This is a genomic window from Leuconostoc aquikimchii (assembly GCF_040838325.1).
GTDB classification, from domain to species: Bacteria; Bacillota; Bacilli; order Lactobacillales; family Lactobacillaceae; genus Leuconostoc; species Leuconostoc aquikimchii.
Window position 1 is genome coordinate 1,437,307 of record NZ_JBFPER010000001.1, and the last position, 22,171, is coordinate 1,459,477.

The 22,171-nt window shown below is 38.4% G+C and carries 21 protein-coding genes; all 21 read right to left on the reverse strand.

What is annotated here, in order from left to right; genetic code table 11:
- Positions 1-10: 10 nt before the first annotated feature.
- Positions 11-565, reverse strand: coding sequence for a sugar transporter (locus AB3K24_RS07070; RefSeq protein WP_367974661.1), 555 nt, complete (start codon positions 563-565; stop codon positions 11-13).
- Positions 522-881, reverse strand: a complete 360-nt coding sequence (locus tag AB3K24_RS07075; RefSeq protein ID WP_367974663.1) for a PTS cellobiose transporter subunit IIA — start codon at positions 879-881, stop codon at positions 522-524. The genes AB3K24_RS07070 and AB3K24_RS07075 overlap by 44 nt, the downstream gene beginning before the upstream one ends.
- Positions 878-2,875, reverse strand: a complete 1,998-nt coding sequence (locus AB3K24_RS07080; protein ID WP_367974665.1) for a BglG family transcription antiterminator — start codon at positions 2,873-2,875, stop codon at positions 878-880. Before AB3K24_RS07080 ends, AB3K24_RS07075 begins: the two co-directional genes overlap by 4 nt.
- Positions 2,876-2,904: 29 nt before the next feature.
- Positions 2,905-3,219, reverse strand: coding sequence for a PTS cellobiose transporter subunit IIB (locus AB3K24_RS07085; protein WP_367974667.1), 315 nt, complete (start codon positions 3,217-3,219; stop codon positions 2,905-2,907).
- Positions 3,220-3,233: 14 nt separating this feature from the next.
- Complete coding sequence (locus AB3K24_RS07090; RefSeq protein ID WP_367974669.1) at positions 3,234-4,670, reverse strand: 6-phospho-beta-glucosidase; 1,437 nt, start codon at positions 4,668-4,670, stop codon at positions 3,234-3,236.
- Between the two features lie 168 nt (positions 4,671-4,838).
- On the reverse strand, positions 4,839-5,501 hold the full coding sequence (locus tag AB3K24_RS07095) for an NAD(P)-dependent oxidoreductase (RefSeq protein WP_367974671.1): 663 nt from the start codon (positions 5,499-5,501) through the stop codon (positions 4,839-4,841).
- A 66-nt stretch (positions 5,502-5,567) separates the two neighbouring features.
- A complete protein-coding gene (locus AB3K24_RS07100) occupies positions 5,568-6,113 on the reverse strand; it encodes an NADPH-dependent FMN reductase (protein ID WP_367974673.1) in 546 nt (181 codons plus the stop codon).
- Positions 6,114-6,220: 107 nt separating this feature from the next.
- The gene (locus AB3K24_RS07105; RefSeq protein ID WP_367974675.1) at positions 6,221-7,024 is read right to left on the reverse strand and encodes an HAD-IIB family hydrolase; all 804 of its coding nucleotides are present in this window, start codon (positions 7,022-7,024) and stop codon (positions 6,221-6,223) included.
- A 67-nt stretch (positions 7,025-7,091) separates the two neighbouring features.
- Positions 7,092-7,274, reverse strand: coding sequence for a hypothetical protein (locus AB3K24_RS07110; RefSeq protein ID WP_367974676.1), 183 nt, complete (start codon positions 7,272-7,274; stop codon positions 7,092-7,094).
- Complete coding sequence (gene ffh, locus AB3K24_RS07115) at positions 7,274-8,743, reverse strand: signal recognition particle protein (RefSeq protein ID WP_367974678.1); 1,470 nt, start codon at positions 8,741-8,743, stop codon at positions 7,274-7,276. Before ffh ends, AB3K24_RS07110 begins: the two co-directional genes overlap by 1 nt.
- A 99-nt stretch (positions 8,744-8,842) precedes the next feature.
- A complete protein-coding gene (gene ylxM, locus AB3K24_RS07120; RefSeq protein WP_367974680.1) occupies positions 8,843-9,187 on the reverse strand; it encodes a YlxM family DNA-binding protein in 345 nt (114 codons plus the stop codon).
- Complete coding sequence (gene ftsY / locus AB3K24_RS07125; protein ID WP_367974682.1) at positions 9,184-10,371, reverse strand: signal recognition particle-docking protein FtsY; 1,188 nt, start codon at positions 10,369-10,371, stop codon at positions 9,184-9,186. Before ftsY ends, ylxM begins: the two co-directional genes overlap by 4 nt.
- A gap of 1 nt (position 10,372) precedes the next feature.
- Positions 10,373-13,915 carry a chromosome segregation protein SMC gene (gene smc, locus AB3K24_RS07130; protein ID WP_367974684.1) on the reverse strand — a complete coding sequence of 1,181 codons (3,543 nt, stop codon included), beginning with the start codon at positions 13,913-13,915 and terminating at the stop codon, positions 10,373-10,375.
- Positions 13,916-13,918: 3 nt separating this feature from the next.
- On the reverse strand, positions 13,919-14,620 hold the full coding sequence (gene rnc, locus AB3K24_RS07135) for a ribonuclease III (protein ID WP_367974686.1): 702 nt from the start codon (positions 14,618-14,620) through the stop codon (positions 13,919-13,921).
- A gap of 88 nt (positions 14,621-14,708) precedes the next feature.
- Positions 14,709-16,073 carry a phosphoglucosamine mutase gene (gene glmM, locus AB3K24_RS07140; RefSeq protein WP_367974687.1) on the reverse strand — a complete coding sequence of 455 codons (1,365 nt, stop codon included), beginning with the start codon at positions 16,071-16,073 and terminating at the stop codon, positions 14,709-14,711.
- Positions 16,074-16,091: 18 nt separating this feature from the next.
- Positions 16,092-17,174 (reverse strand): CdaR family protein, encoded by a 1,083-nt coding sequence (locus AB3K24_RS07145; RefSeq protein WP_367974689.1) that lies wholly within the window; start codon positions 17,172-17,174, stop codon positions 16,092-16,094.
- The gene (gene cdaA / locus AB3K24_RS07150) at positions 17,171-17,986 is read right to left on the reverse strand and encodes a diadenylate cyclase CdaA (RefSeq protein WP_367974691.1); all 816 of its coding nucleotides are present in this window, start codon (positions 17,984-17,986) and stop codon (positions 17,171-17,173) included. The genes AB3K24_RS07145 and cdaA overlap by 4 nt, the downstream gene beginning before the upstream one ends.
- A gap of 67 nt (positions 17,987-18,053) precedes the next feature.
- On the reverse strand, positions 18,054-20,147 hold the full coding sequence (locus AB3K24_RS07155; RefSeq protein ID WP_367974692.1) for a Na+/H+ antiporter: 2,094 nt from the start codon (positions 20,145-20,147) through the stop codon (positions 18,054-18,056).
- A 4-nt stretch (positions 20,148-20,151) separates the two neighbouring features.
- Positions 20,152-21,030, reverse strand: a complete 879-nt coding sequence (murB, locus tag AB3K24_RS07160) for a UDP-N-acetylmuramate dehydrogenase (RefSeq protein ID WP_367974694.1) — start codon at positions 21,028-21,030, stop codon at positions 20,152-20,154.
- A 111-nt stretch (positions 21,031-21,141) separates the two neighbouring features.
- Positions 21,142-21,555 carry a nucleoside-diphosphate kinase gene (gene ndk / locus AB3K24_RS07165; protein WP_367974695.1) on the reverse strand — a complete coding sequence of 138 codons (414 nt, stop codon included), beginning with the start codon at positions 21,553-21,555 and terminating at the stop codon, positions 21,142-21,144.
- Between the two features lie 62 nt (positions 21,556-21,617).
- A complete protein-coding gene (locus AB3K24_RS07170) occupies positions 21,618-22,133 on the reverse strand; it encodes a YehS family protein (protein WP_367974697.1) in 516 nt (171 codons plus the stop codon).
- Positions 22,134-22,171: the final 38 nt, after the last annotated feature.

Consider the following 22,171-nt stretch of genomic DNA (forward strand, 5'->3'; position numbering starts at 1 on the left):
TTTTCCATAACTATTTCATCTCCTTATTATTTTTAAGAATGGCTTGATATGCTATCAAGCGCGAATAGTACTTATCATGGTTATTTGCAATTAAAGTTAGCCTTTTGTTAATAAAAAGAATTGCACCCACTCCAAGTAACAACACGAGTAAAACAATGGATCGATTCTGACTTGTATTATTTACAAATTGGAATAGTGATGTAAATAATGGTGTCATTGTGCTAATCATTAAAATAATATTGACAGCTAATTGTGTTCTAAAAAATAGTTTTGAATACACTAAATGATTCGTATGCTGGCCAAACAGTTTAATTTGTTCTACAACAGCAAGTGCGGATACAAACATGATGGCTAACGGAATTACGACTACCCACGTTTGTCGCATAATTAACGCCCAATATAAATTAACAAAGAAAAAGAAAGCAGTTGCGTAGCGAATCAACATAAAACGATTAAACTGCATACTTTTAAGGCTCATGTCTCGACGATTTTTTTCAATTGCAGCCGCTAGTAATTTATCCTTAGACTGTGCTTTTTTTTGTCGCTGATTGCTGGCTGTTTTCAATGTTCTTCACCTCCTTGTAGAGATATTGCATCTCAATGGCCATTTCTCGTAAGGTCATTGTTGTCATCAGATGGTCTTGTGCATGTACCAAGATAACTTCCATATCAATTTTTGTCCCCGCAGCGTAGGTCTGCAGTAACTTTGTTTGTGACTTGTGTGCTAACAATAATTCTGCATTTGAATCTGTCAATTTTTGCTCAGATAATTCGAAATTTTTATGACGCATTGCTGCAAATGATTCATGTATATTTGTGCGTGCATTACCGCTGTGTAAAATAATTTCAAACGCAATCACTTGAATTTCTTCAGAATTCATTTCGTTTTACCTCCTTTCATCAACAACATAAAGTTTTGTCGAAAATCAGAAAAATCTTTAGCTAATACTAAATTTTCTTGTTGTGCCTGATTTTCTACCAATCGCACGATTGTTTGCGTTGTTTCTGTTAACCCTTGATTATTCAAATAAGATGGTGATAAAAGAAAAACCAATTTGATATTAGGATACGCCTGAGACCATTTTAGTCCTGCCGGTATCACACCAATGGCAATTTTAGGCACTTGACTGATTGCTCTTGCTGGATGCGGCACTGCAATCACATCGCTAAATGTTACTGCACTGAGTAACTCACGCTGAGCAATTTGGTCCAACAATTCTTGCTTAAATTCTGGTGCCTCGTTTGCTAGCATCATATCACTTAACTGATTTAAAACTGCTGCGCGATTCGTTGGTGTTTGCCAAATTTTAAAACGTGAGTTGTCCATAAACTGATCAAAATAATTATCTGTCTGACTGTTATTTGCGTACTTAGTTGCCTTGTTACTAAACTGATTCGGATTAACCTCTAAATCATCTAAAAATTGGGTCAACTTTTTAGTATCGCTTACCGTCAAAAAAATACTCACTTGAATCACAGGTATTTTAAAAAATTGCGTTGATAAATCAATCGCGCTTATAATCATGTCGATACCATTCAATGCAGCATCATCCACCTCGTAATAACCCTTAATACTAACAATATTCAGCCGTTTACCAAATTCTTTTTCAAGACGATTATTTAACAATTGTGCCGATCCATAGCCAGTCGCACAGATCAGTAAAACTTTAGGTTTCTTTAAATCTCGGTATTTTTCTGCTGTTGCCATGAGATGTAGTGCAAGATAAGCGATTTCATCATCATTTATCTCAAACTTTGATAAATAACGTGACAAGCTCATATAGCGTTTAACGTCTGAAAAATAAGTCGGATAATTTGTTTTTATTTCTTGTAACAATGGGTTTTTCAGCTGTAGCCCTTGCTCAAGTCGGACAATCATTGGTTTTAAATGTTCAACTAAATTTTTTCGTAGTTCATAGTCTTGAGATATTGGACAACCAGTATCATGTTCAATTTGTTGTAGCACACTGTCAAGCTCTTTTCGCAAAGTCTCATCGTTGGCCATGTTAATATTCTTGCCTTTAGCCAACAATTGAATCGTTAAATACGCCACTTCACTTTCTGGTACTTGCAGATGATAGCTCTTTTCAAGACGATGAATAATATTTTGTGCCACAATGTATACTTGACGCGTTTCGACACTATTATCAAGACTAACTGGTTGTAACTCAAAGCCACCTGCCATACGTTGTATACTCAGTGCAATATATAACACGATGTTTTGAATGATGAAATCCGTCAAATGAATCCCTGATTCACGACATTCGTCCAGCACAATGATTGTAATTTGATCAAAATTCAGTTTTTTAAAAAACGACTTATTTTCCATATAATGCTGAAATGAATTATCATTATGCGTGAAGAAATAATCCAAAATAAAATGACGACGATTACGTTCTAACCCTGTAATAAAGATACCACTATGCGGTTTATTTTCGATGGTCAGTGCATAAGGGAGCAATTTTTTGCGAATCATTGACAAATCTTTTGACAACGTAGAACGCGTCACAAATAATCGTTGTGTTAAATCATCTATCAAAATTTTCCTATTTTCGATCACCAGTTTATTAAGCACATACTTTTGACGATCAGAAATATCAATTTCTTCAGTATCATCTACTTGCCACTGAGATAATTGATAATTCTTATTCAAAAACAAATCAAATGTCACCGGATGAGAAATATGTAAACAATAACCAAAACTAGGCTTCGCCTCTAATATTGCGCCATGTAAAGCAAGTTTTGGTTTCAACATTTTGATGTAATTTCGAATAGTCCTCGGCGATAATGATAAAATGCCAGCCAACTCATCACTGGTAACAAAACGTTCTTGATTATCTAATAAATAGCGTAGTAAATCAATTTCCTTCATCATGATACCTCAACTATTCAAAATTGTGCCGTCTAAATGTTTTCTTCAACTAACTTTGCCATTTTTTCGATGCCCATTGGAATAGGAATATAGGCATTAAATGGGATAGAAACAACCGGTTTCCCCACTTCTTGTCCTATTTTTTGAAAACCTTCTAAGTACATCGTTGTCTGTGGACTCACCAAATACAAATCAAAATCCCCCTCACGAATTGATTCTTCACCTTCTGTGGCTGTGATAGCATCCATTTCAATCGCTTTGTTTTGCGTCTTGAAATAATCTGTTGTTTTTTTTGCCATCATTGATGATGACATGCCTGCTGCGCAAATGATTAATGCTTTCTTCATAATAAGTTTCCTTTCTAATCTAAGTTCTCGCCATTTGATGCGATAACAGCCTTAAACCAATAAAATGAATCTTTTTTACGCCGTGCCAAGGTGCCTTCATTTTTATTATTTTTGTCGACATAGATAAAGCCATAGCGCTTATCCATTTCACCTGTTCCCGCCGATACTAAATCAATACATCCCCAAGGCGTATAACCAATCAAATCTACCCCATCTTCGACAACGGCAAGTATCATTTGACGAATATGTTCACGTAAATAATCAATACGGTATTGATCATGTATGGCACCATCTGCCGTAACTTTATCATACGCGCCAAACCCATTTTCAACAATAAATAAGGGTAAATGATATTTGTCAGTAAACCAATTCAAGGCATACCGCAACCCTTTCGGATCAATTTGCCAGCCCCAATCGCTTGCCTCCAAATAAGTGTTTCGTACCTGACTGTTTTGCGGTGTCATATCATCAAATGCTGTCTCACTATTTTTCTTAACAGCATGTGACATATAATAGCTCAAGCCAATATAATCAACTGTCCCAGCTTTCAAATCTACTAAATCTTGTGCCGTAACATCAATATCAAATCCCTTACGTGCCCAATACTTTGTCAAGAAAGCTGGATATTCACCATTAACATGCACGTCAGCAAAGAAATAATTTTTTTCCATCGCTTTTTGAGCAGCCAACACATCGTCTGGATTCATAGTTGCAGGGTATACAGGCCCCATGGCGATCATGCAGCCAATTTGAAAATCAGGATTAATGTCATGCCCTAATTTAACCACACGCGCACTCGCCACTAATTCATTATGGGCCGCTTGATACATACCTTCTTCGCGATTTTCACCTGGCTTAAAGCGAAGACCTGAATTAGTGAACACTAGAAAGTCACTGTCATAATTTGCTTGGTTATTTATTTCATTAAAAGTCATCCAGTATGTCACTTTGTTTTGATAACGCTTGAAACAAGTTATCGCAAATTTGACAAACAAATCAATTAATTTACGATTACGGAAGCCGCCATATTTGGTCACTAAATTATAAGGTAATTCGAAATGTGATAATGTAATAACGGGTTCAATATCATTTTTTAATAGTTCATCAAATAAATCATCATAAAATTGCAATCCCGCTTCATTTGGTTCATTCTCTTCTCCAGTGGGATATATTCTAGTCCAAGCGATTGATGTTCTAAAACTTTTAAACCCCATTTCTTTCAACAAAGCAATATCTTCTTTGTAATGATGATAGAAATCAATTGCCTCATGATTAGGGTAATATACATCTGGTAAAACACCATCTGTAATTGCCCGCTCTTGCCCTGGCTTGCCAACAGTCATGACATCCGCAACACTAACGCCCTTGCCGCCTTCTTGCCAACCACCTTCAAGTTGATGTGCTGCAACCGCGCCGCCCCAAAGAAACTTTTTTGATAGCCCATTAGACATTTTTTATTCCTCCTTATATTACCTATAGTCTATCAAGAAAGCGCTTACATTTCCATTTAGTTGTTTGCCACATAGTTGCGGCAATTAGCATATTTAACGCGTAAAAGTAATCAAAAAAAAAACTTGATATGGGTTTAACCATTATCAAAGTTTTTTATAATATCACCATTAAGCATTTGCAACTGTAAAACGTGCGTTATGGTGTGTTGGCTTCAAAATTTCAGCAACCAGTGCAAACGCCATTGTGCCCGCAGTTGTTTCTGATACGCCTTGATCATTAATTAATAAATGATCTGTACCTGTAAGTATTTCCTGACTTTTTTCACCTGCTACAAAATTCAATCCTGGTGAAATACCAAACCAATCAACATTGTCAACATCACGCAAAAAGTTAAGTTCTTTCAATTGATTTTTCGGAATCGCACGCCAAGGTAACGTACTATCATCCTTTTCAATATCCGCAACAGCCAAATGCTCATTGCTATTGCCATCTCCAGCTACAAGTAAACTCCCCGCACCTAGAACAAAGGCCAAACGTGTCTTGCTTTCTCGCAATAAGGCTACCAGTTTCGTTGCCAAATCAATCTGTAAATAGGCTTTATCAGGTGTCGTTGAAAAAGCATCAATAACAACATCGGCAGCTTCAAAATCTGATTCGGTTAATAGAAAAGCATCTTTTGCAAGCGTTTCAATCGATTGAAATTCATTTTTTAATGCCGTTAACTTGTCATTAGAACGTGCATGAGCAATCACCACTAAATCATGATTTAGCGCTTCTGCTACAATAGCTTTTCCGGTCATGCCTGTTGCACCAATCACAAATATTTTCATTTGACGCTATTATCCTTATGCTTTCATTTCTAATTCAAAAAATGCGTTCAATCAATCTTACGCGTCTTATTTAAATTTGCTGGCAAACGATACAAATTTCTGGGTTGCATCGGCAAGAAATGCTTTCGTATCTGAATTCGTAATATGACCTTCGTCATCAGATAGATTTTGAACCCCACCGATATAAAGTTCTGGTTGCTGCATTGTTGGCATATCCAACATGACTAGAGATTGACGTAGAATATGATGTGCTAGTGTGCCAGCAGTACCACCAACTGATTGTGAAGCTACTAGGGCTGGTTTCCCACCCCAAACACTTTCACCCCAAGGACGTGAACCAACATCTAAGGCATTTTTCAAAGCAGCTGAAATGCTACGATTATGTTCTGGTGTTACAAAAATAATTGCATCTTGCTTCGCAATTTCTGAACGAAAGGCCACATATGATTCAGGTGATTGCATGTCATAATCTTGATTATATAAAGGCAAGTCACTAATATTGATGTAAGTTACCTCAGAATCTTCAGGTAAACCAGCAACGAGTGCATCAGCAACTCCTTTTGAATACGAATTTTTCCTAATAGATCCTACTAAAACGCCATATTTAGTCATGTTATTTGTCTCTCTTTCTTCTTACTATTAGTAAGTATACAACTAATTTTATCATAGCACAAGCTTTTTTAAAATTTGAATAACAAAAAAACACGCCTATTTGCGTGTTATAATTTTTCTAAAATTGTCTTCAAAACCCCGTCGTTGTCGTTATCAGCAATGCTTCGTGCAAAATCATGTTGAAAAAGCGCTTCATCAGAATTTGTCATAGCCACTGGTTGACCGACGTACTCAAGCATTTCTAAATCATTTAAGCCATCACCAAAAGCCATAATTTCAGATGGTAAAACATCTAATGTTTCAGCAATGTATTTCAGCGCATTTGCCTTGTTAACATGAGGATTCACAATATCAATTGCCCCATACCCGGAAGTTGTCACATGAACCTTATTGCCAAGCACTAGCTTAACTTCACGCATAAAATCATATTCAACACGCGGCAAAACAAGCGATACCTTTAAAATTGGTTCATTAATTTCAGTAACAGAATCAATGAGTGTCAAATTTTCAAAATATTTTTTTGCAAAAGCAAGATGCTCATCACTGTGATTTTTAATTATCATGAAGGCTTTGTTAGCTGCAACAAAGGACACGCCTAATTGCAAGTGCGTCTTATATTTATCCGCTAGGCTATCAATTTCAGCTGGTACCTCTTCAGATACTGCCCAGACATGAGTCAGTTCGCCATTTAAAATGACCTCTGCCCCATTATTAGCAATCATCTGATATTGTCCTTCAAAATTTTTGAAGTACTCACGTACTTTTTGCACATGATTACCTGTGGCAACAATAAATTGTCCACCTTGCGCATGTAATTTATCAAGTACTTCTTGAAATAATACTTCGTTGAATGTTTTATCATCTTTTAGAAAAGTAGCATCTAGATCTGATGCAATCAATTTAATTGACATATTTCTCCTTTAAGTTCAAATCAACTTGTGTGTCTCATATAATTTCTAAAATCAGCTAACCTCACACTCACTCGCGTTTTATCCACCACTCTAATAACTTGATTAAACCAAATATAATCATGCTTGGTATGAGTGCTGACAAAATTGCCATTAACACGGTTGGCATTGAAAGATTAGGTGCATTTAACATATTTGCGCCCAGCATTACCACAAACACAAATATAGGTAACACACGTTCCAATCGTTGCATTATTTCTTACCACGCTTTTTCTTAGCTTTTTGTAACCGACGTGCTGCCTGTTTTATCGCAAAATTCTGAACTTTTTGACCAAAGTTACCAGATGGCATGCCGCCACCACCCATCATTGCGGACATATCCATACCAGAACCGCCCATCATTTTGTCAATGCCGCCAAAGTTACCATTCGTCGCTTGATTCATCATTTTACGCATTTGATCAAATTGCTTAATCATACGGTTCACTTCAACAATAGGACGTCCAGCACCTGCCGCCAATCGTCGTCGACGTGATGGATTAATTAAGTCAGGATCTTCACGTTCAGCTGGCGTCATTGAACTCACAATTGCTTCCAAATGTGAAAACTGTTTTGCATCAATATTGACATTTGCCAACGCTGGATTGTTCGCCATACCTGGAATCATTTTTAACAAATCTTCCATCGGTCCCATACTTTGAACTTGTTTTAACTGCGTAACAAAATCATTGAAATCAAAGGTGTTTTGACGCATTTTTTCAAGCTGTTTAGCTTGTGATTCTTCGTCAAAGTCACGCTGTGCCTTTTCAATCAAGGTCAGCACATCACCCATACCTAAAATACGAGAAGCCATACGTTCTGGATAAAACACATCCAAATCTGTTGGCTTTTCACCTTGACCAACAAACTTAATTGGCTTCCCTGTGACATCACGTATTGAAAGAGCGGCACCACCTCGGGTATCACCATCTAATTTAGTTAAGACAACACCCGTTAAATCTAATGCTGCTGAAAAACCTTTTGCTGTGTCAGCAGCATTTTGCCCAGTCATGGCATCGACTGTCAGTAAAATTTCGTCTGGTTGTGAAATTTCAGCTATATCTTTCAGTTCTTGCATCAAAACTTCATCAATTTGTAAACGACCGGCCGTGTCAATAAAGACATAATCATTCTTGTTTTCGGCAGCTTTTGCTAATCCTTGCCGCACAATTTCACGCGGATTAACTGCCGTGCCAAGTTGGAACACTGGTATTTCTAAATCGCGTCCTAATATTTCTAACTGATCAATAGCTGCTGGCCGATAAACGTCGGCTGCAATCAAAAGCGGTCGTGCTTTTTCTTCTTTTTTTAATTTATAAGCTAGCTTTGCAACTGTTGTTGTTTTTCCAGCACCTTGCAGGCCAGCCATCATAATAATTGTCGGAATTTTAGGTGATTTATTCAACGGCACCGCTTCGGCGCCCATTGTCATCGTCAATTCATCATTGACAATCTTGACTACTTGTTGCGCGGGGTTTAAGCCTGTCAAAATATCAGCACCACTCGCTTTTTCACGAACGTTGGCAACGAATTTTTTGACAGTGTCATAATTAACATCAGCTTCTAATAATGCCAAACGAATCTCACGCATTGTTGCACGTAAATCCTCTTCACTCACTCGCCCACGGCCAGTTAAGTTTTTCATTGCCTTTGAAAGGCGTTCAGTTAAATTTTCAAATGCCATAATATTGATATTAAAGTGCCCGGGCTAGATCTTACATATGTATACCTATGTGAAAATCATCGTTGTACCGGACACGTTTCTCCTTTTTAGCGTGTCATATTAGTCTTCTATTTCGTGTGCCATGAGTTGTGATACAAGTTTTTTTAACTTGTTATCTTTATTATAATACACTGCGATGTAATCTTGCACTTGCGTCTCAATTGCGGAACGCGCCTCAAATTTTTCTTGTAACCGTAATACATGTTCATATTTTATCAGCTGGTCAAGACCACGTTTAATATTATCAGACACCGCTTGGCGGCTAACCGTTTCAGCTTCTGCTATTTCAACAATTGAGTAATCATCTTCAAAATAATATCGTAAATATTCTTGTTGTTTAGCCGTTAATAGCTCACCATAAAAGCCAAATAAACTATTAATGCGATTTTTCTCTTTAAAATTCATGCAATCAAATCCTTAAACATGCCATATATAAATTCTTCGGGCTTAAATTCCCGTAGATCACTGGCCTTTTCACCAAATCCAACCCATTTCACTGGCAAATGCATCTCATTTCGAATGGCAAACACGATGCCACCCTTTGCTGTACCATCCATTTTTGTTAAGACAATACCCGTCACATCGGAAGAATTTTTGAATAACTTTGCCTGTTGTAACGCATTTTGACCAGTTGTGGCATCAAGCACCAACAGTACCTCGTGTGGTGCGCCGGGCACTTCACGCTTAATAATACGTGTCATTTTTTCTAATTCTTGCATTAAATTAACATTATTTTGTAAACGACCTGCTGTATCAACAAACAAAATATCATAATGCTCATCACGTGCTTTAGTTACTGCTTCAAAAACAACGGATGCTGGATCTGCTTTTTCTTTGCCAGCTACTACTGGCACACCCGCACGTGCACCCCATTCTTGCAATTGTTTTGTTGCCCCAGCACGGAACGTATCTGCTGCTGCAAGTAAAACGGACTTCCCTTGTTGTTGATATTTTGTGGATAACTTGCCAATTGTAGTTGTTTTTCCAACGCCATTAACACCGACTAACAAGATAACCGTTGTGCCATTGACATTGAAGTGCATGGTTGCGTCTTCATCAACACCATCAGCTTCATACATATCAACCATTTTTTTTATGATGACATCACGGACATCTTCTTGACGATGTGCATTTTCAAGTTTAACTTCTTCACGCAAGTCATCTGAAATTTTAATCGCCATATCAAAGCCAACGTCTGCACCAACTAGGGTTTCTTCTAACGCTTCAAAAAAGTCTTCATCAACAGAACGAAAGTTGGCCAAAAACTTATTGAATCGCGCAGCAAACCCAGTGCGTGATTTTTCTAAACCTTTATTATAGATCTGTTGCTCTACTACTTCAGGTTCAGGCATTGGTTCTAATGCTACTTCTGATTCTGATATTTTCTCTGTTTCGGTCACCTGAGGAAAATTATCAGACGTCAATTCTTCGGTTACACTGTGCCCAGATTCTGCTTCTTGTGAGTCATTCGATGTTGTCGGCTCCAGTCGTTCTGAATTGTCTTGATTGGTTTTTGATTCAACCGTATTTTCAGATGTTTCACTTGTTACTTCGACCTTTTTTTTACGAAAAATATCAAATAATCCCATATTACCCTACACTTTCTGTTACTTTGTCCAAATCAATTGCAATCATCTTCGATACACCCGCTTCTTGCATGGTGACACCGTATAACAAATTAGCATTCATCATCGTCCCCTTGCGATGCGTGATCACAATAAATTGTGTATCCCCAGAAAAATGGTATAGATATTTAGCAAAACGATCAACATTTGCTTCGTCCAATGCTGCTTCTGCTTCATCAAGTACAACAAATGGCACAGGCCGCACATCTAAAATTGCGAACAATAATGTAATCGCAGTAAGCGCCTTTTCACCGCCTGACAACAAACTCATTTGTTGAAATTTTTTGCCAGGTGGTTGTGCGGTAATATCAATTCCTGTGGTCAACAAATGTTTTGGATCCGTTAAGAAGATTTCCGCTCGACCACCACCAAACATTTTAGCGTAGATCGTTGAAAATCTTGCTGCTACTGCATCAAAAGTTTGCTTAAAACGAATTTGAACCTCTTCATCCATTTCATCAATTGTCTGTAATAACGTATCACTGGCTGTTTTTAAATCATCACGTTGCTTAGTTAGGAAGTCAAAACGTATTTTCACTTCTTCATATTCTGCAATGGCGCCAATATTAACCGTCCCCAATTCGTCCAAACTGCGCTTCACCAGCGCTAATTGTGATTCGAGATGTGATAATTCGGCAGTTTCATGATCAGTAACAATATCTGTTATGTCCACAATACCATATTGTGTCAATAACTGCGCTTGCACATTATCAAGTTGCCCCTCTAAATGGGTTAATTGTCCGACAGCTTGACTTTGTGCGCTGTTATTGGCACGTAATGTTTCTTGTTGTGTCGTCACTTGATTTTCTAGGATGACAACCAAATCAGTTAAGTCATTAACTTGTTTCGTATACTGATCAAATTTAGCTTGTATTGCGACAATCCGATTCGTAATGACATCTACTTTTTTAACATTGTCAGCATTGCTTTTAGCTGTATTTAACTGATCGTTTGCCTCTTTTAAGGCACTTTGCACTTGATGCCATTGATTTTCCGCATCATCATGTTGTGTTTTCAATAACTTGATTTGACTCGCTAAGCTGTCCATTTTTGCTTGCACCGTCGCGTAGTTTGTCTGCACGGCAGCTTTTTGTTCACTGCTCACTTGTGACTGAAGTGAACTATCAGCCAATTCTTGTTCTAACCGCTTGGTTTCATTCTCTTGGTTTATTTGTTTGTCTTGCACTACTTCAAGCTTTTGTTGGTTAGTCGTTAACTGTGAAGCAATATCAGCTAATTGTTTTGTTAGCTCATCACTTTCTATTTGCAAAGCCTGTAACACCCGCTTTTGCTGTTTGACCACATCCTGTCGCCGCGCTAAATCATAATCAATTTGTGCTGTGTCATTTTGAGCCGTTGTTAATCGTTCCTGCGCTGCTTGTAATTTTTGACGCAAATTATCACCTTGAAGACGTGAATCTTGTAGTGACTTCTCTAGCTTGTTAGTCAATTGCGTCAAGGTTTCCAATTGCTCATTTAATCTGGTGAGTTCCGTTTGACGACTCAAAATTGATGTGCCTGATTTATGGTTAGCCCCACCAGTCATGGCGCCACCTGCATTCACAACTTGACCATCTAAACTCACAACACGAAAACGGTAATTGCCCAGACGTGCAATTTGTGTTGCGGCATCAAGATTTTCAGCAATTACTGTACTACCTAACAAGTTTGACTTGATATCAGCCATTTCAACAGGCATTTCAACTAAATCAGCTGCAATACCAATAAAACCTTCGCTACTTGTAACACGGGAAATGCCTGGTAATGGTCTCGGCTTAATCGTATCAATCGGCAAAATAGTCACACGTCCAGCTCGCTTTTGAGTTAAGTACCCAATAACTGCTTTCGCAGTCCCTGTTGTATCCACAACAATTTGCTGTAAAGCACCACCTAAAACTGTTTCAACTGCCATCGTATAGTTAGCAGGCACCGTCATTAATTCAGCGACAACACCTTTAATCCCTAAAAATTGCTGTCTCACTTGTGATTGCATAAGTGCACGCACGCCTTGGTAAAACCCTGCATATTCATCTAAAGCAGTTAGCGCATCCCTTTGACTACGTGTTTTATTCAAATCATTTAACGCACTATACCATTGTTTTTCATACGCCTGGTAACGTTTAGTATCACGCTCACTCTGCTTTTGCAAAGTAACAACATCACTTTCAAAACGATTAATAGGTATGACGTCATGTTGTTTTGGCAAATCTAACGTTAAGGTTGCTAATGTCTGTTTTTCATCTAATAATTTTTGTGATAAAATCTGACGGCGATTCATTAAACGTTGCTGCAATTTTTGATCAGATTGCAGACTATTATGTAATGCTGCAATTGTTTGCATTGTCTGTATATAAACATGACGATGATGAGCGATTTTTTTCTGTAAGTCATGTTGTAAAGCGACTTGTACTGCGTTATCAAATGATGCGACTTGTTGTTGCAACGTTTGCTTTTGTTCTTGTAGCGTCTGATTTTCGACGTGACGTTGTTTAACTTGCTGCTTTAATTCTTGTACCCGTTTTCCCCAATCAGCTGTCTGACTATTTTTTTGTACGATATTTTGCTCGATTGTTTTAATTTGTTGCGCACTTAAATTTTTAGCCCCAATCAGACGTTCTCTCTCTTGCGTGTCATGCAAAATTTCTTGCTGCAACTTATCTCTCTGTAGCTGAACACTCACACGCTCTTGTCGTTTTTCTGATAGTGATTGGTGTAAGATGTCTAAGGCCGATTTCACTTGATTCACACGACTGTCTTGCGCTTCAACTTTAGTCGTTGCCTGTTTGATTTGCGTTTCTAAATTGCGGTGGGTCAAAGCTAGTCGTAAAGTATCTAATGTTTCAAATCGGTCATTTTGTGCAATATAATCAGTTGCTTGCGCTGATTGTTCGGCAAGTGGTTCAATGCGACCTTGAATTTCATAAATAATATCAGCAACGCGTGCTAAATTATCACCCGTTTGTTTTAATTCTTTTTGTGCCCGTTCTTTATTTTGCTTATATTTATAAACACCTGCAACTTCTTCAATAATCCCACGGCGCTCTTCTGATTTAGCATTAAAAATACCCTCAACACGGCCTTGAGATATAATCGAAAAACTTTCTCTGCCAAGGCCTGTATCCATGAATAATTCATGAATGTCACGTAAGCGACTATCAACACCATTAATTTGATACGTACTTTCACCAGAACGATACAATTTTCTTGTAATACGAATTTCATTAAACTCTGATTTGATATAGTGATCAGAATTATCAAATGTCATTGACACTTCTGATCGATTTAATGCGCTGCGTTTATTTGTCCCACCAAAAATAATATCTGACATTTTAGTGCCCCGCAAATCTTTGGCACTTTGTTCGCCCATAACCCAGCGTATTGCCTCAATAATATTCGACTTACCTGAACCATTGGGGCCAACAATGCCGGTCATACCAGGCATAAATTCAATAATCGTTTTATCAGCAAAAGACTTAAAGCCACTGATTTCAAGGGATTTAAGTTTCATAGGTTACTTGTCTTCCAATAATTTTAGTGCAGTACGTGCTGCAGCCTTCTCAGCATCTTTAATAGACTTACCCGTACCACGTGCCAACTCGCGCTCATCAACTGAAATACTTGCCTCAAATAATTGCGTATTTCCAGCTAATGGTTTTTCACTTTCAGTACGGTAATAAATATCAACCGCACCATTTTTTTGCAGTTTTTCTTGCAAGCGACTTTTAAAATCTATAAAACGATCAAAAAAATCTGTATCTATTGCTGCAAACAAGGTTTGATCCAAAAAGGCGCAGACAGCCCCAAGTCCCTGATCCAAATATAAAGCACCAATAAAAGCTTCCCAAATGTCTTCTAACAGTGAATCACGGTCACGTGCCCCTGACATTTCTTCGCCTTTTCCAAGACGAATACCTTCATTTAAATGTGCTACACGTGAAAAATGTGCAAAAGAACGCGTTTGCACCATCGCAATACGCATTTCTGTCAATTGTCCTTCATGCCAGTTTGGATACCGTTTGAATAGGTATTCAGCCACCGAAACTTGCATGACAGAATCACCCAAAAATTCTAGTCGCTGATAATCACGACCCGATACCTCCTGGTGTTCATTCAAATAGTTACGTTGCGTCAATGCTTCTTGTAGCAGTGACTCATCGTTAAATTGTATATTGAACGCTGTTAATAAATGTTTTTTAAAGCTGTCTTGTGACACGGTTTTTTTCCTTTTAAATCATAGTTTTATACTCTATTATATCAAAAAAAGCGCCAAAGTTTTAATAAACTTGGCACGTCATGCATTTTTATTTGTTTGCTTGCTCACGCACAACGGCAGCAATCATTTCAACATAGCGTTCAACTAGAGCTGTTGTTGGTGCTTCAGCCATGACGCGCAGTAACGATTCTGTCCCTGAAGGACGCACAAGCACACGACCATCACCGGCCATTTGCGCTTCAACTTCTGCTATTTTCGTCACAACAGCTGGATCGTGCTGAATGGCTATTTTATCAGTAACTTTAATATTAACTAGCTTTTGTGGGTAAATTTGAACAGCTGCTGCTAATTCTGATAGTCTTTTGCCACTTTCTTTGACGACATATAATAGTTGCAAGGCTGTCAATAAGCCGTCCCCAGTTGTTGCCCAGTCGCGAAAAATGATATGCCCCGACTGTTCGCCACCAAGATTATAACCTGATTTAAGCATCTCTTCCATAACATAGCGATCACCAACAGCAGTTTTCACACTTGTCATACCATTTTCTGTTAATGCTTTATAAAAACCAATATTGCTCATGACCGTTGAAACGATTGTCTTATGTTTCAATCGTCCCTGTTCATTCATGAATTTACCAATGATAAACATAATTTTATCACCATCAACAATTTCACCATTCTCATCCACTGCAATCAAGCGATCACCATCACCATCAAATGATAAACCGGCTTGCACATCATTTGTTTTAACAAGCGCCGCCAGTGCTTCAGGATGTGTTGAGCCAACGCCATCGTTGATATTCAAACCATTAGGCTCAGTGCCCATAGTCACAAATTCAACGTTTAGATCTGCAAATAAACGTGCCAGTAACCCACTCGTTGCCCCATTTGCACCATCAAGTGCCACGCGCATGCCAGCAAGATCTGTTGGAATTGTTTTTTGTAAGAAACTCATGTAACGCAAAGCACCTTCAGGATAATTATTGACGACACCAATTCCTTCAGCACTTGGCCTAGGCAAGGTGTCAGTTGGCGCATCCAATAACTGCTCAATCTCATATTCAAGTTCATCAGATAATTTAAAACCATCATTACCAAAAAATTTAATGCCATTATCTGCTGCTGGATTATGTGAAGCTGTAATTTGTACACCAGCATCTGCTTCTAAATTTTGTACCAAAAAAGCAACTGCAGGGGTCGTAATGACACCTAAAACTAACACATCGATACCAACTGACAAAAAGCCTGCAACAATTGCTTGCTGTAACATTTCCCCAGAAATTCTTGTGTCTCGACCGACAATAACAACAGGCTTTTTAGTGTTTTGGGTATGCCGGGTTAAAATTGCCCCACCTGTGCGGCCTAAACGAAATGCTAATTCTGGTGTTAACGATTCATTAGCAATGCCACGTACACCGTCTGTTCCAAAGTATTTTAATTTAATATCTGACATATTTTTATCTCGCCTTCTCTAATTACTACTTGAAGTCCCAGCATCACTTGTATCAGTCTCACTAGATGCTGAAGCGCTTGATGATGTCGCAGCGCTCGTGCTTGAACTGTCGCTACTCCCACTACTACTGCTATTATTGTTGCTACTCTCTTTAATTTGTGAAACTGTAGCCGTCACAGTAGACCTATCATAACGCACAATCCCATCAATATTTGGTAATTCAACGTTAAGGGTACCTTTATCACTGATACCGTTAACATCAACTGGTACACTAATATTATCCATAGCATTAAGTATATCAGATGAACCATACGCCGTCACTGTTCTCGGTTCAAACGTGATTTGATAATTGTTAGAACCACCATTTTTAACGTTAGCGTTTAGCGATAGTCGTTTTGAATCCTCAGGTGCAATTGCCAGTGTCGCCTCAACAGTTTGACGGCTCAAATTAACTTCCACTGTATTACCGTCCTTGTCTAGTGCTACAAGCTGTACAGTTCGTGTTAAGGATGTCTTCACACCACTTGGCAAATTCAGACGTGCAGCAATGCTATTAACCGCATCAACGTTCGTCTTCGGCCCAGTAATTGTCACATGTTTTGGATCTGTTGTCGGTTCACTTGCGGTGTAACCCTTGGCAATATTGTCGCTATTATAACTCACATTAATGGGTAATGTCGTTGATGTTTTCCGTGCAATAGTAACCGTTACTTTTTGGGGGTTAACTGTGGAAGTTAACGAGGCATTAACACCACGTAGTGCCACGGTAGCAGTATGTTTACCTGCTTTTAACCCTCTTAAATCTATACTTGTTTGAATATCATTACGGCTTTGTGCCGCAGAAACTAAAGCGCCGGACCCTTCAATATCAACTTGTACTGTCGTTGGTGCTCCAATAACAACATATTTATCATTGTCAAACTGTACGTTCAAAGCTACTTTTAATGTCGCTTTTTTTTCTGGTATGATTGTTGAAAAATTATTAGAACCACTGTTTGATGATCTATTTGATCGCGTACTTAAAACATACGATGACAATAAAATGGCAATAACAAACGCGATGACAAGATTAACAATTTTTGATTGACCTATTTTTTTCATCGTATTTGTCCTCCTTTGCGCCACCAATGTGTCTTATCGACAACACCGTCTACTCCTGGTAAAAATTGGTGTTCAAAGAAATTCAGGTAACTTTCTTGATCCATATGCCTAAGTAAATCACCTTTTTGGGTAATAGAAATTTCACCAGTTTCTTCTGAGACAACCACAGTAATCGCATCACTTGCTTCAGATATACCCACTGCGGCACGATGTCTTGTCCCTAACTCTTTGGGTATACGCGTACTCTCTGAAAGTGGTAAATAAGCTGCTGCCACCGTAATACGACCTTTACTAATAATAACCGCACCATCATGTAGTGGTGTATTTGGAATAAAAGTGTTAATCAATAATTGTCCGGTAATGTTAGCATCAAGTTTAATACCCGTTTTAATATAATCATCCAAATTGGTTTCGCGCTGGATTGTAATCAATGCCCCAATGCGTCGTTTAGACATGTATTGCAGCGCAGCATCTAGACTTTTAATTAACTGATGCTCAACCGTGTTATCAATACGTGCACGTCGCACCGTTAAGCGACGGCCTAAAGTTTCCAAACCACGCCTAATTTCCTGTTGAAAAATCACAACTAACGCAATTGGCGCCCAGGTAATCAATTGATCCATTACCCATGATAACGTTATTAAGCCAAGATACCAACTGACTACCTTAACCAAGATGACAGTGCCCACACCAAGTAAAATTTGTAATGCACGTGTGCCTTCCACAAATTGAATAATTTTATACAATAAAAACCAAATAATTATAATATCGACCGCGTGCATCAGATTGTTAGTTGTTAGGTACGATAACATATTTTCCCCTTTACATCATTTCAATGTCAAACCTGCCATACTTTTTAGTATGCGCATACATTGTACACTATTCTTCGTCTTTGCCAGCCAATGCTGCTGTTTCGGAAAAATTAATGAATTGTCTAATATTAATACCAGCTTGACGTGTAATACGTTTTTGTTCATATAAATTTTGAATCGTTTCACGCTGAGCATTCAATGCCTTTAATTCAAGTTCCATTCTCATCTTTTCATCCAATTGTCGCTGTTCTGGTGTATCATCATGCTTTTCATTTTCAATACGGTAACGATAAGTGACAATCAAATTATAAGCATTTTGACGTTCCATGCGGTGTGTCACTGTATCCCCACTATACTTTTCCATATAGTCTGAGAGCGCCTTAATTGCTGCCTTTGACGTCTCGCGAATAGCCAGTGACGTTTCTTTTTGTATTTTTGCACTTGTCTCATCCGAAAACCAAATGCGCACACTACGCCATGCACGCCGCATAAGTACCAGTGCCCACTGTGACGAAAATTGATACTGTGCATCAGCTGCGATAAGATTTTCAAGTCGCTCCAAACGTCTAGATTGTGATGAAAACGTTAATGGCGAAATATCTTCATTAACCAACAATTGTTGTAAACGATCACGTTGTGCCTGTACACCAATCAAGCGTAGTTCAGCGTCATCTGTACCCGTGTAGCCTGACTTATCACCGATTAACTGACGTCTAATTTGTGCAATTGTCCCCTGTTTTCTGGTAATTAACTCATAAACAATCGCACGGTTTTCTTCACGTTGCTGTTCTCGCAATGTTTGAATGCCGACTTGAATAGCAAAAATACGTGCTTGAGATTCAGTCATCTCAGGTTTTGACACTTCTGCTGTCACAGCTTCAGAATCAGCCATTTCTGGTTGTGTGAAATCATGCGCTGAACGTTCTTTGGTCATAATTGGTAACATGATCGTTGCTACAAGCAAACTTACAATAACAACAACAGCCGCGACAAACACCAATAAATCTCTTTGTGGGAAAGCAGTCCCATCATTAATAATGGTTGGCACAGTCATGACAGCGGCCATTGTAACCGCCCCACGCACCCCAGTCAAGCCAGAGGTTATTGCCATTTTAAATGACGGTTTAATCTCTCTTGATTTAACATACGCCGCCATTTGATTCCCATAAGCCCAAAATGTTCGAATAGCAAATACAATAAACCAGACGACAATGCCATAAAAAATGGCATGTCCCGTGTGCATCTGTGAGCTTTGAACCACAGCAGCAAGAGCTGGTGGTAATTCAATGCCTAATAGCACAAAAATAATGCCATTTAATAAATAAACAAATATTTCCCATGTTCGAACACCAGTAATTGAAATTTCCGGATTACGAGCATCAACATGATGATCACTTAATATTTTTGTGATGATAGCGCCAGCAACAACCGCAATGACACCTGAGGCATGAAATATATCTTCCGCTACCCAATAAATTAAAAAGGGCGCCAGTATCGTCACAACCGTATGAAATACCACATCGTTCAACCCAACACGATCAAACACATCACGTAACCAATTTAACAGACTACCTAATAATAAACCAATGATTAAGCCAACGATTGTCATCCAAAAAAAATTACCAATCGCTTGACTAAGTAAAAATGTACCGGCAACTGTTGCTTTAATCGCTGTATTAAAACTCACCAAACCGCTGGCATCATTAATTAAACTTTCGCCTGATACAATATGCAAGACCGTTTTTGGTAATTTCACACGTTTCGCAATAGCCTGTACCGCAACAGGGTCTGTTGGTGACACAACTGCTGCTAAAGCCAAAGCCACGGCACTTGGTAATTGCGGCATCAATAGATGTATGAAAAAGCCACCGACTAGTGTAGTTAATAGCACTAGTGTAATGGCATTACCTAAAATAGGACCACGCAATTCCCATAATTCATGTTTTGGAAATCGCCAAGCATCATTGTAAAGCAATGGTGCAACAAATAATAACATAAACCAGTGTGAATCAATTTTAATAAAAATACCAAAAGCTAAAGATAACACCAGGCCAATGGCAATTTGGAACAAACTGATTGGGACTTCAGGTACAAAATGTGATATAACGTTTGATATCGTCACTGAGACGATCAAAATAACTACTAATTCTAATATAATCATAAATTTATCGTTCCCCTATAATACGCACTTCGGTTTCCAGCATAACATCAAACCTCTTTTTAACCGTTGCTTGTACGTAGTGAATCAAATCTTCATAATCATTGCCACTACCATTGCCAATATTGACCATAAAACCAGCATGCTTTTTTGACACTTCCACGCCCCCAATACGTGCGCCTTGAAGACCTGAATCCATAATCAATTTGCCAGCAAAATACCCCTCTGGTCGTTTAAAAACAGAGCCATTCGATGGATAATTTAATGGCTGCTTATCAGCCCGTCGATAATTATTAATGTCCATTCGTAATTTAATATCTGATTTTAAGTCCGGTGCCAAAACGAAAGTGGCACGCACAATCACACCGCCATTTTCTTGAAAAACTGAATGACGATAGCCAAATTCTAATTCATTTAAACTAAAAGTCTGTATTGTCAGATCTGGCATGATAGCAGTAACTGCTGTGACTACCATATCTGTTTGCCCACCATAAGCACCTGCATTCATAAAAATTGCACCGCCCACAGAACCAGGAATGCCAGCAGCCCACTCTAACCCTGCGAGGCCATGCATCATTGCAGTCTCCGTAACTAAAATTAAATCTGATCCCGCATCAGCTGTAATTGTGCGCTGGTCGACATGTATATCACGTAATTCATGCAACAAAATCGATAAGCCCTTTAGTCCCCCATTTCGCACGACTAAATTTGATAATCGACCAAAAATATGAACTGTTTGCTTCTGTGTTTTAGCCCAGGATAAGAGTTGTTGTAACTCTAAATTTGTTTTAGGAATTGCTAAATAATCCACTATGCCTCCAACTTGTGTATAGGCATATGGCGCTAACGCTTTTTTTTCAAATATTGTTATATCATTTAATTTCATTTTTAGGCTCCGAGTCTGTTACTTCTATTTTACCAAACTTTTAGCTAGACCACTCAAAATGAACAAAAAAACTTGACTTGAGATCAATTTAATCTCAGTCAAGCTTTAGCGTCAATCAAACCAGAGGCCTATTTCGCGCTTTGCTGATGTCACGCTGTCTGAACCATGCACGATGTTCATCATTGCTTCGCCATCCCACTCACGTCCTAAATCACCACGAATAGTCCCAGGCGCTGCCTTTGTTGGATTTGTTTCGCCCATCAAGGTTCGCCAACCTGAAATAACGTTAGTTCCTTCACCAATCATGACCACAACTGGTCCAGACATCATATAGTTGACTAGAGAAGGATAATAAGGCTTGCCAACATGCTCAGAATAGTGCAAATTAAGCAACGATTCAGTCGGGCGTATCATTTTAATATCAACAATTTGATAACCTTTATTCTCAATCCGTCGTATAATTTCGCCTACTTTAGCTCGCTTGACACCATCAGGTTTAATCAACATTAATGTCCGTTCAGTCATACTATCCTCCAATAAAATGATATTAACTATATTGTACATGAATATGAAAACGCTTACAAGACTTATTTGCGCGCTGTTCTTTTAACATCAGCTGGTCGATATTCCATTGCCATCCCCTTGAGAATATTTCGTAAGTATCTATCACCAGCTGGCTTATAATTACGATGGTCTGGTCGACGTAAAACAGCACTTAATTCATTATTTGAAATTGTAACGCCTGCTGTTTTTAAGAAACTCATGTAATCATCGCTTGTGTAAGACATCGCAATTTTAAGTTTTTTCATGATAACATTATTAATGTCTTCTTCCTTAAGCATGTCAAAAGTTGGGGCCACAGGCTTTAAATCAGGCCCAAATTTCTGCCCGCGTTGTGAAATAATTAAACCATTCATGAATGATTCCAACTGTTTTATGTCAACTTTTTCATCACGTTTAAGCCCTGAATCCTGCTTAACAAGTAATGTATGTAACTGTTCTTCATCAATAATCACGCCACCAAATTTAAAAATTTTAAGCATGTCTTCATTTTGAATATTGAGTGCATAGCGCAGACGGATAATAATATCATTGTTGTTCATTTACTTTTCTCCTGTATGTACGACGCTCTTAACGCCAT

Excerpts from the sequence above, each read along its gene's own strand:
- AB3K24_RS07075 (WP_367974663.1), bottom strand. The coding sequence starts at position 881 with ATGAATTCTGAAGAAATTCAAGTGATTGCGTTTGAAATTATTTTACAC.
- AB3K24_RS07080 (WP_367974665.1), bottom strand. The coding sequence starts at position 2,875 with ATGATGAAGGAAATTGATTTACTACGCTATTTATTAGATAATCAAGAA.
- AB3K24_RS07085 (WP_367974667.1), bottom strand. The coding sequence starts at position 3,219 with ATGAAGAAAGCATTAATCATTTGCGCAGCAGGCATGTCATCATCAATG.
- AB3K24_RS07090 (WP_367974669.1), bottom strand. The coding sequence starts at position 4,670 with ATGTCTAATGGGCTATCAAAAAAGTTTCTTTGGGGCGGCGCGGTTGCA.
- AB3K24_RS07095 (WP_367974671.1), bottom strand. The coding sequence starts at position 5,501 with ATGAAAATATTTGTGATTGGTGCAACAGGCATGACCGGAAAAGCTATT.
- AB3K24_RS07100 (WP_367974673.1), bottom strand. The coding sequence starts at position 6,113 with ATGACTAAATATGGCGTTTTAGTAGGATCTATTAGGAAAAATTCGTAT.
- AB3K24_RS07105 (WP_367974675.1), bottom strand. The coding sequence starts at position 7,024 with ATGTCAATTAAATTGATTGCATCAGATCTAGATGCTACTTTTCTAAAA.
- AB3K24_RS07110 (WP_367974676.1), bottom strand. The coding sequence starts at position 7,274 with ATGCAACGATTGGAACGTGTGTTACCTATATTTGTGTTTGTGGTAATG.
- ffh (WP_367974678.1), bottom strand. The coding sequence starts at position 8,743 with ATGGCATTTGAAAATTTAACTGAACGCCTTTCAAAGGCAATGAAAAAC.
- ylxM (WP_367974680.1), bottom strand. The coding sequence starts at position 9,187 with ATGAATTTTAAAGAGAAAAATCGCATTAATAGTTTATTTGGCTTTTAT.
- ftsY (WP_367974682.1), bottom strand. The coding sequence starts at position 10,371 with ATGGGATTATTTGATATTTTTCGTAAAAAAAAGGTCGAAGTAACAAGT.
- smc (WP_367974684.1), bottom strand. The coding sequence starts at position 13,915 with ATGAAACTTAAATCCCTTGAAATCAGTGGCTTTAAGTCTTTTGCTGAT.
- glmM (WP_367974687.1), bottom strand. The coding sequence starts at position 16,073 with ATGTCAGATATTAAATTAAAATACTTTGGAACAGACGGTGTACGTGGC.
- AB3K24_RS07145 (WP_367974689.1), bottom strand. The coding sequence starts at position 17,174 with ATGAAAAAAATAGGTCAATCAAAAATTGTTAATCTTGTCATCGCGTTT.
- cdaA (WP_367974691.1), bottom strand. The coding sequence starts at position 17,986 with ATGTTATCGTACCTAACAACTAACAATCTGATGCACGCGGTCGATATT.
- AB3K24_RS07155 (WP_367974692.1), bottom strand. The coding sequence starts at position 20,147 with ATGATTATATTAGAATTAGTAGTTATTTTGATCGTCTCAGTGACGATA.
- murB (WP_367974694.1), bottom strand. The coding sequence starts at position 21,030 with ATGAAATTAAATGATATAACAATATTTGAAAAAAAAGCGTTAGCGCCA.
- ndk (WP_367974695.1), bottom strand. The coding sequence starts at position 21,555 with ATGACTGAACGGACATTAATGTTGATTAAACCTGATGGTGTCAAGCGA.
- AB3K24_RS07170 (WP_367974697.1), bottom strand. The coding sequence starts at position 22,133 with ATGAACAACAATGATATTATTATCCGTCTGCGCTATGCACTCAATATT.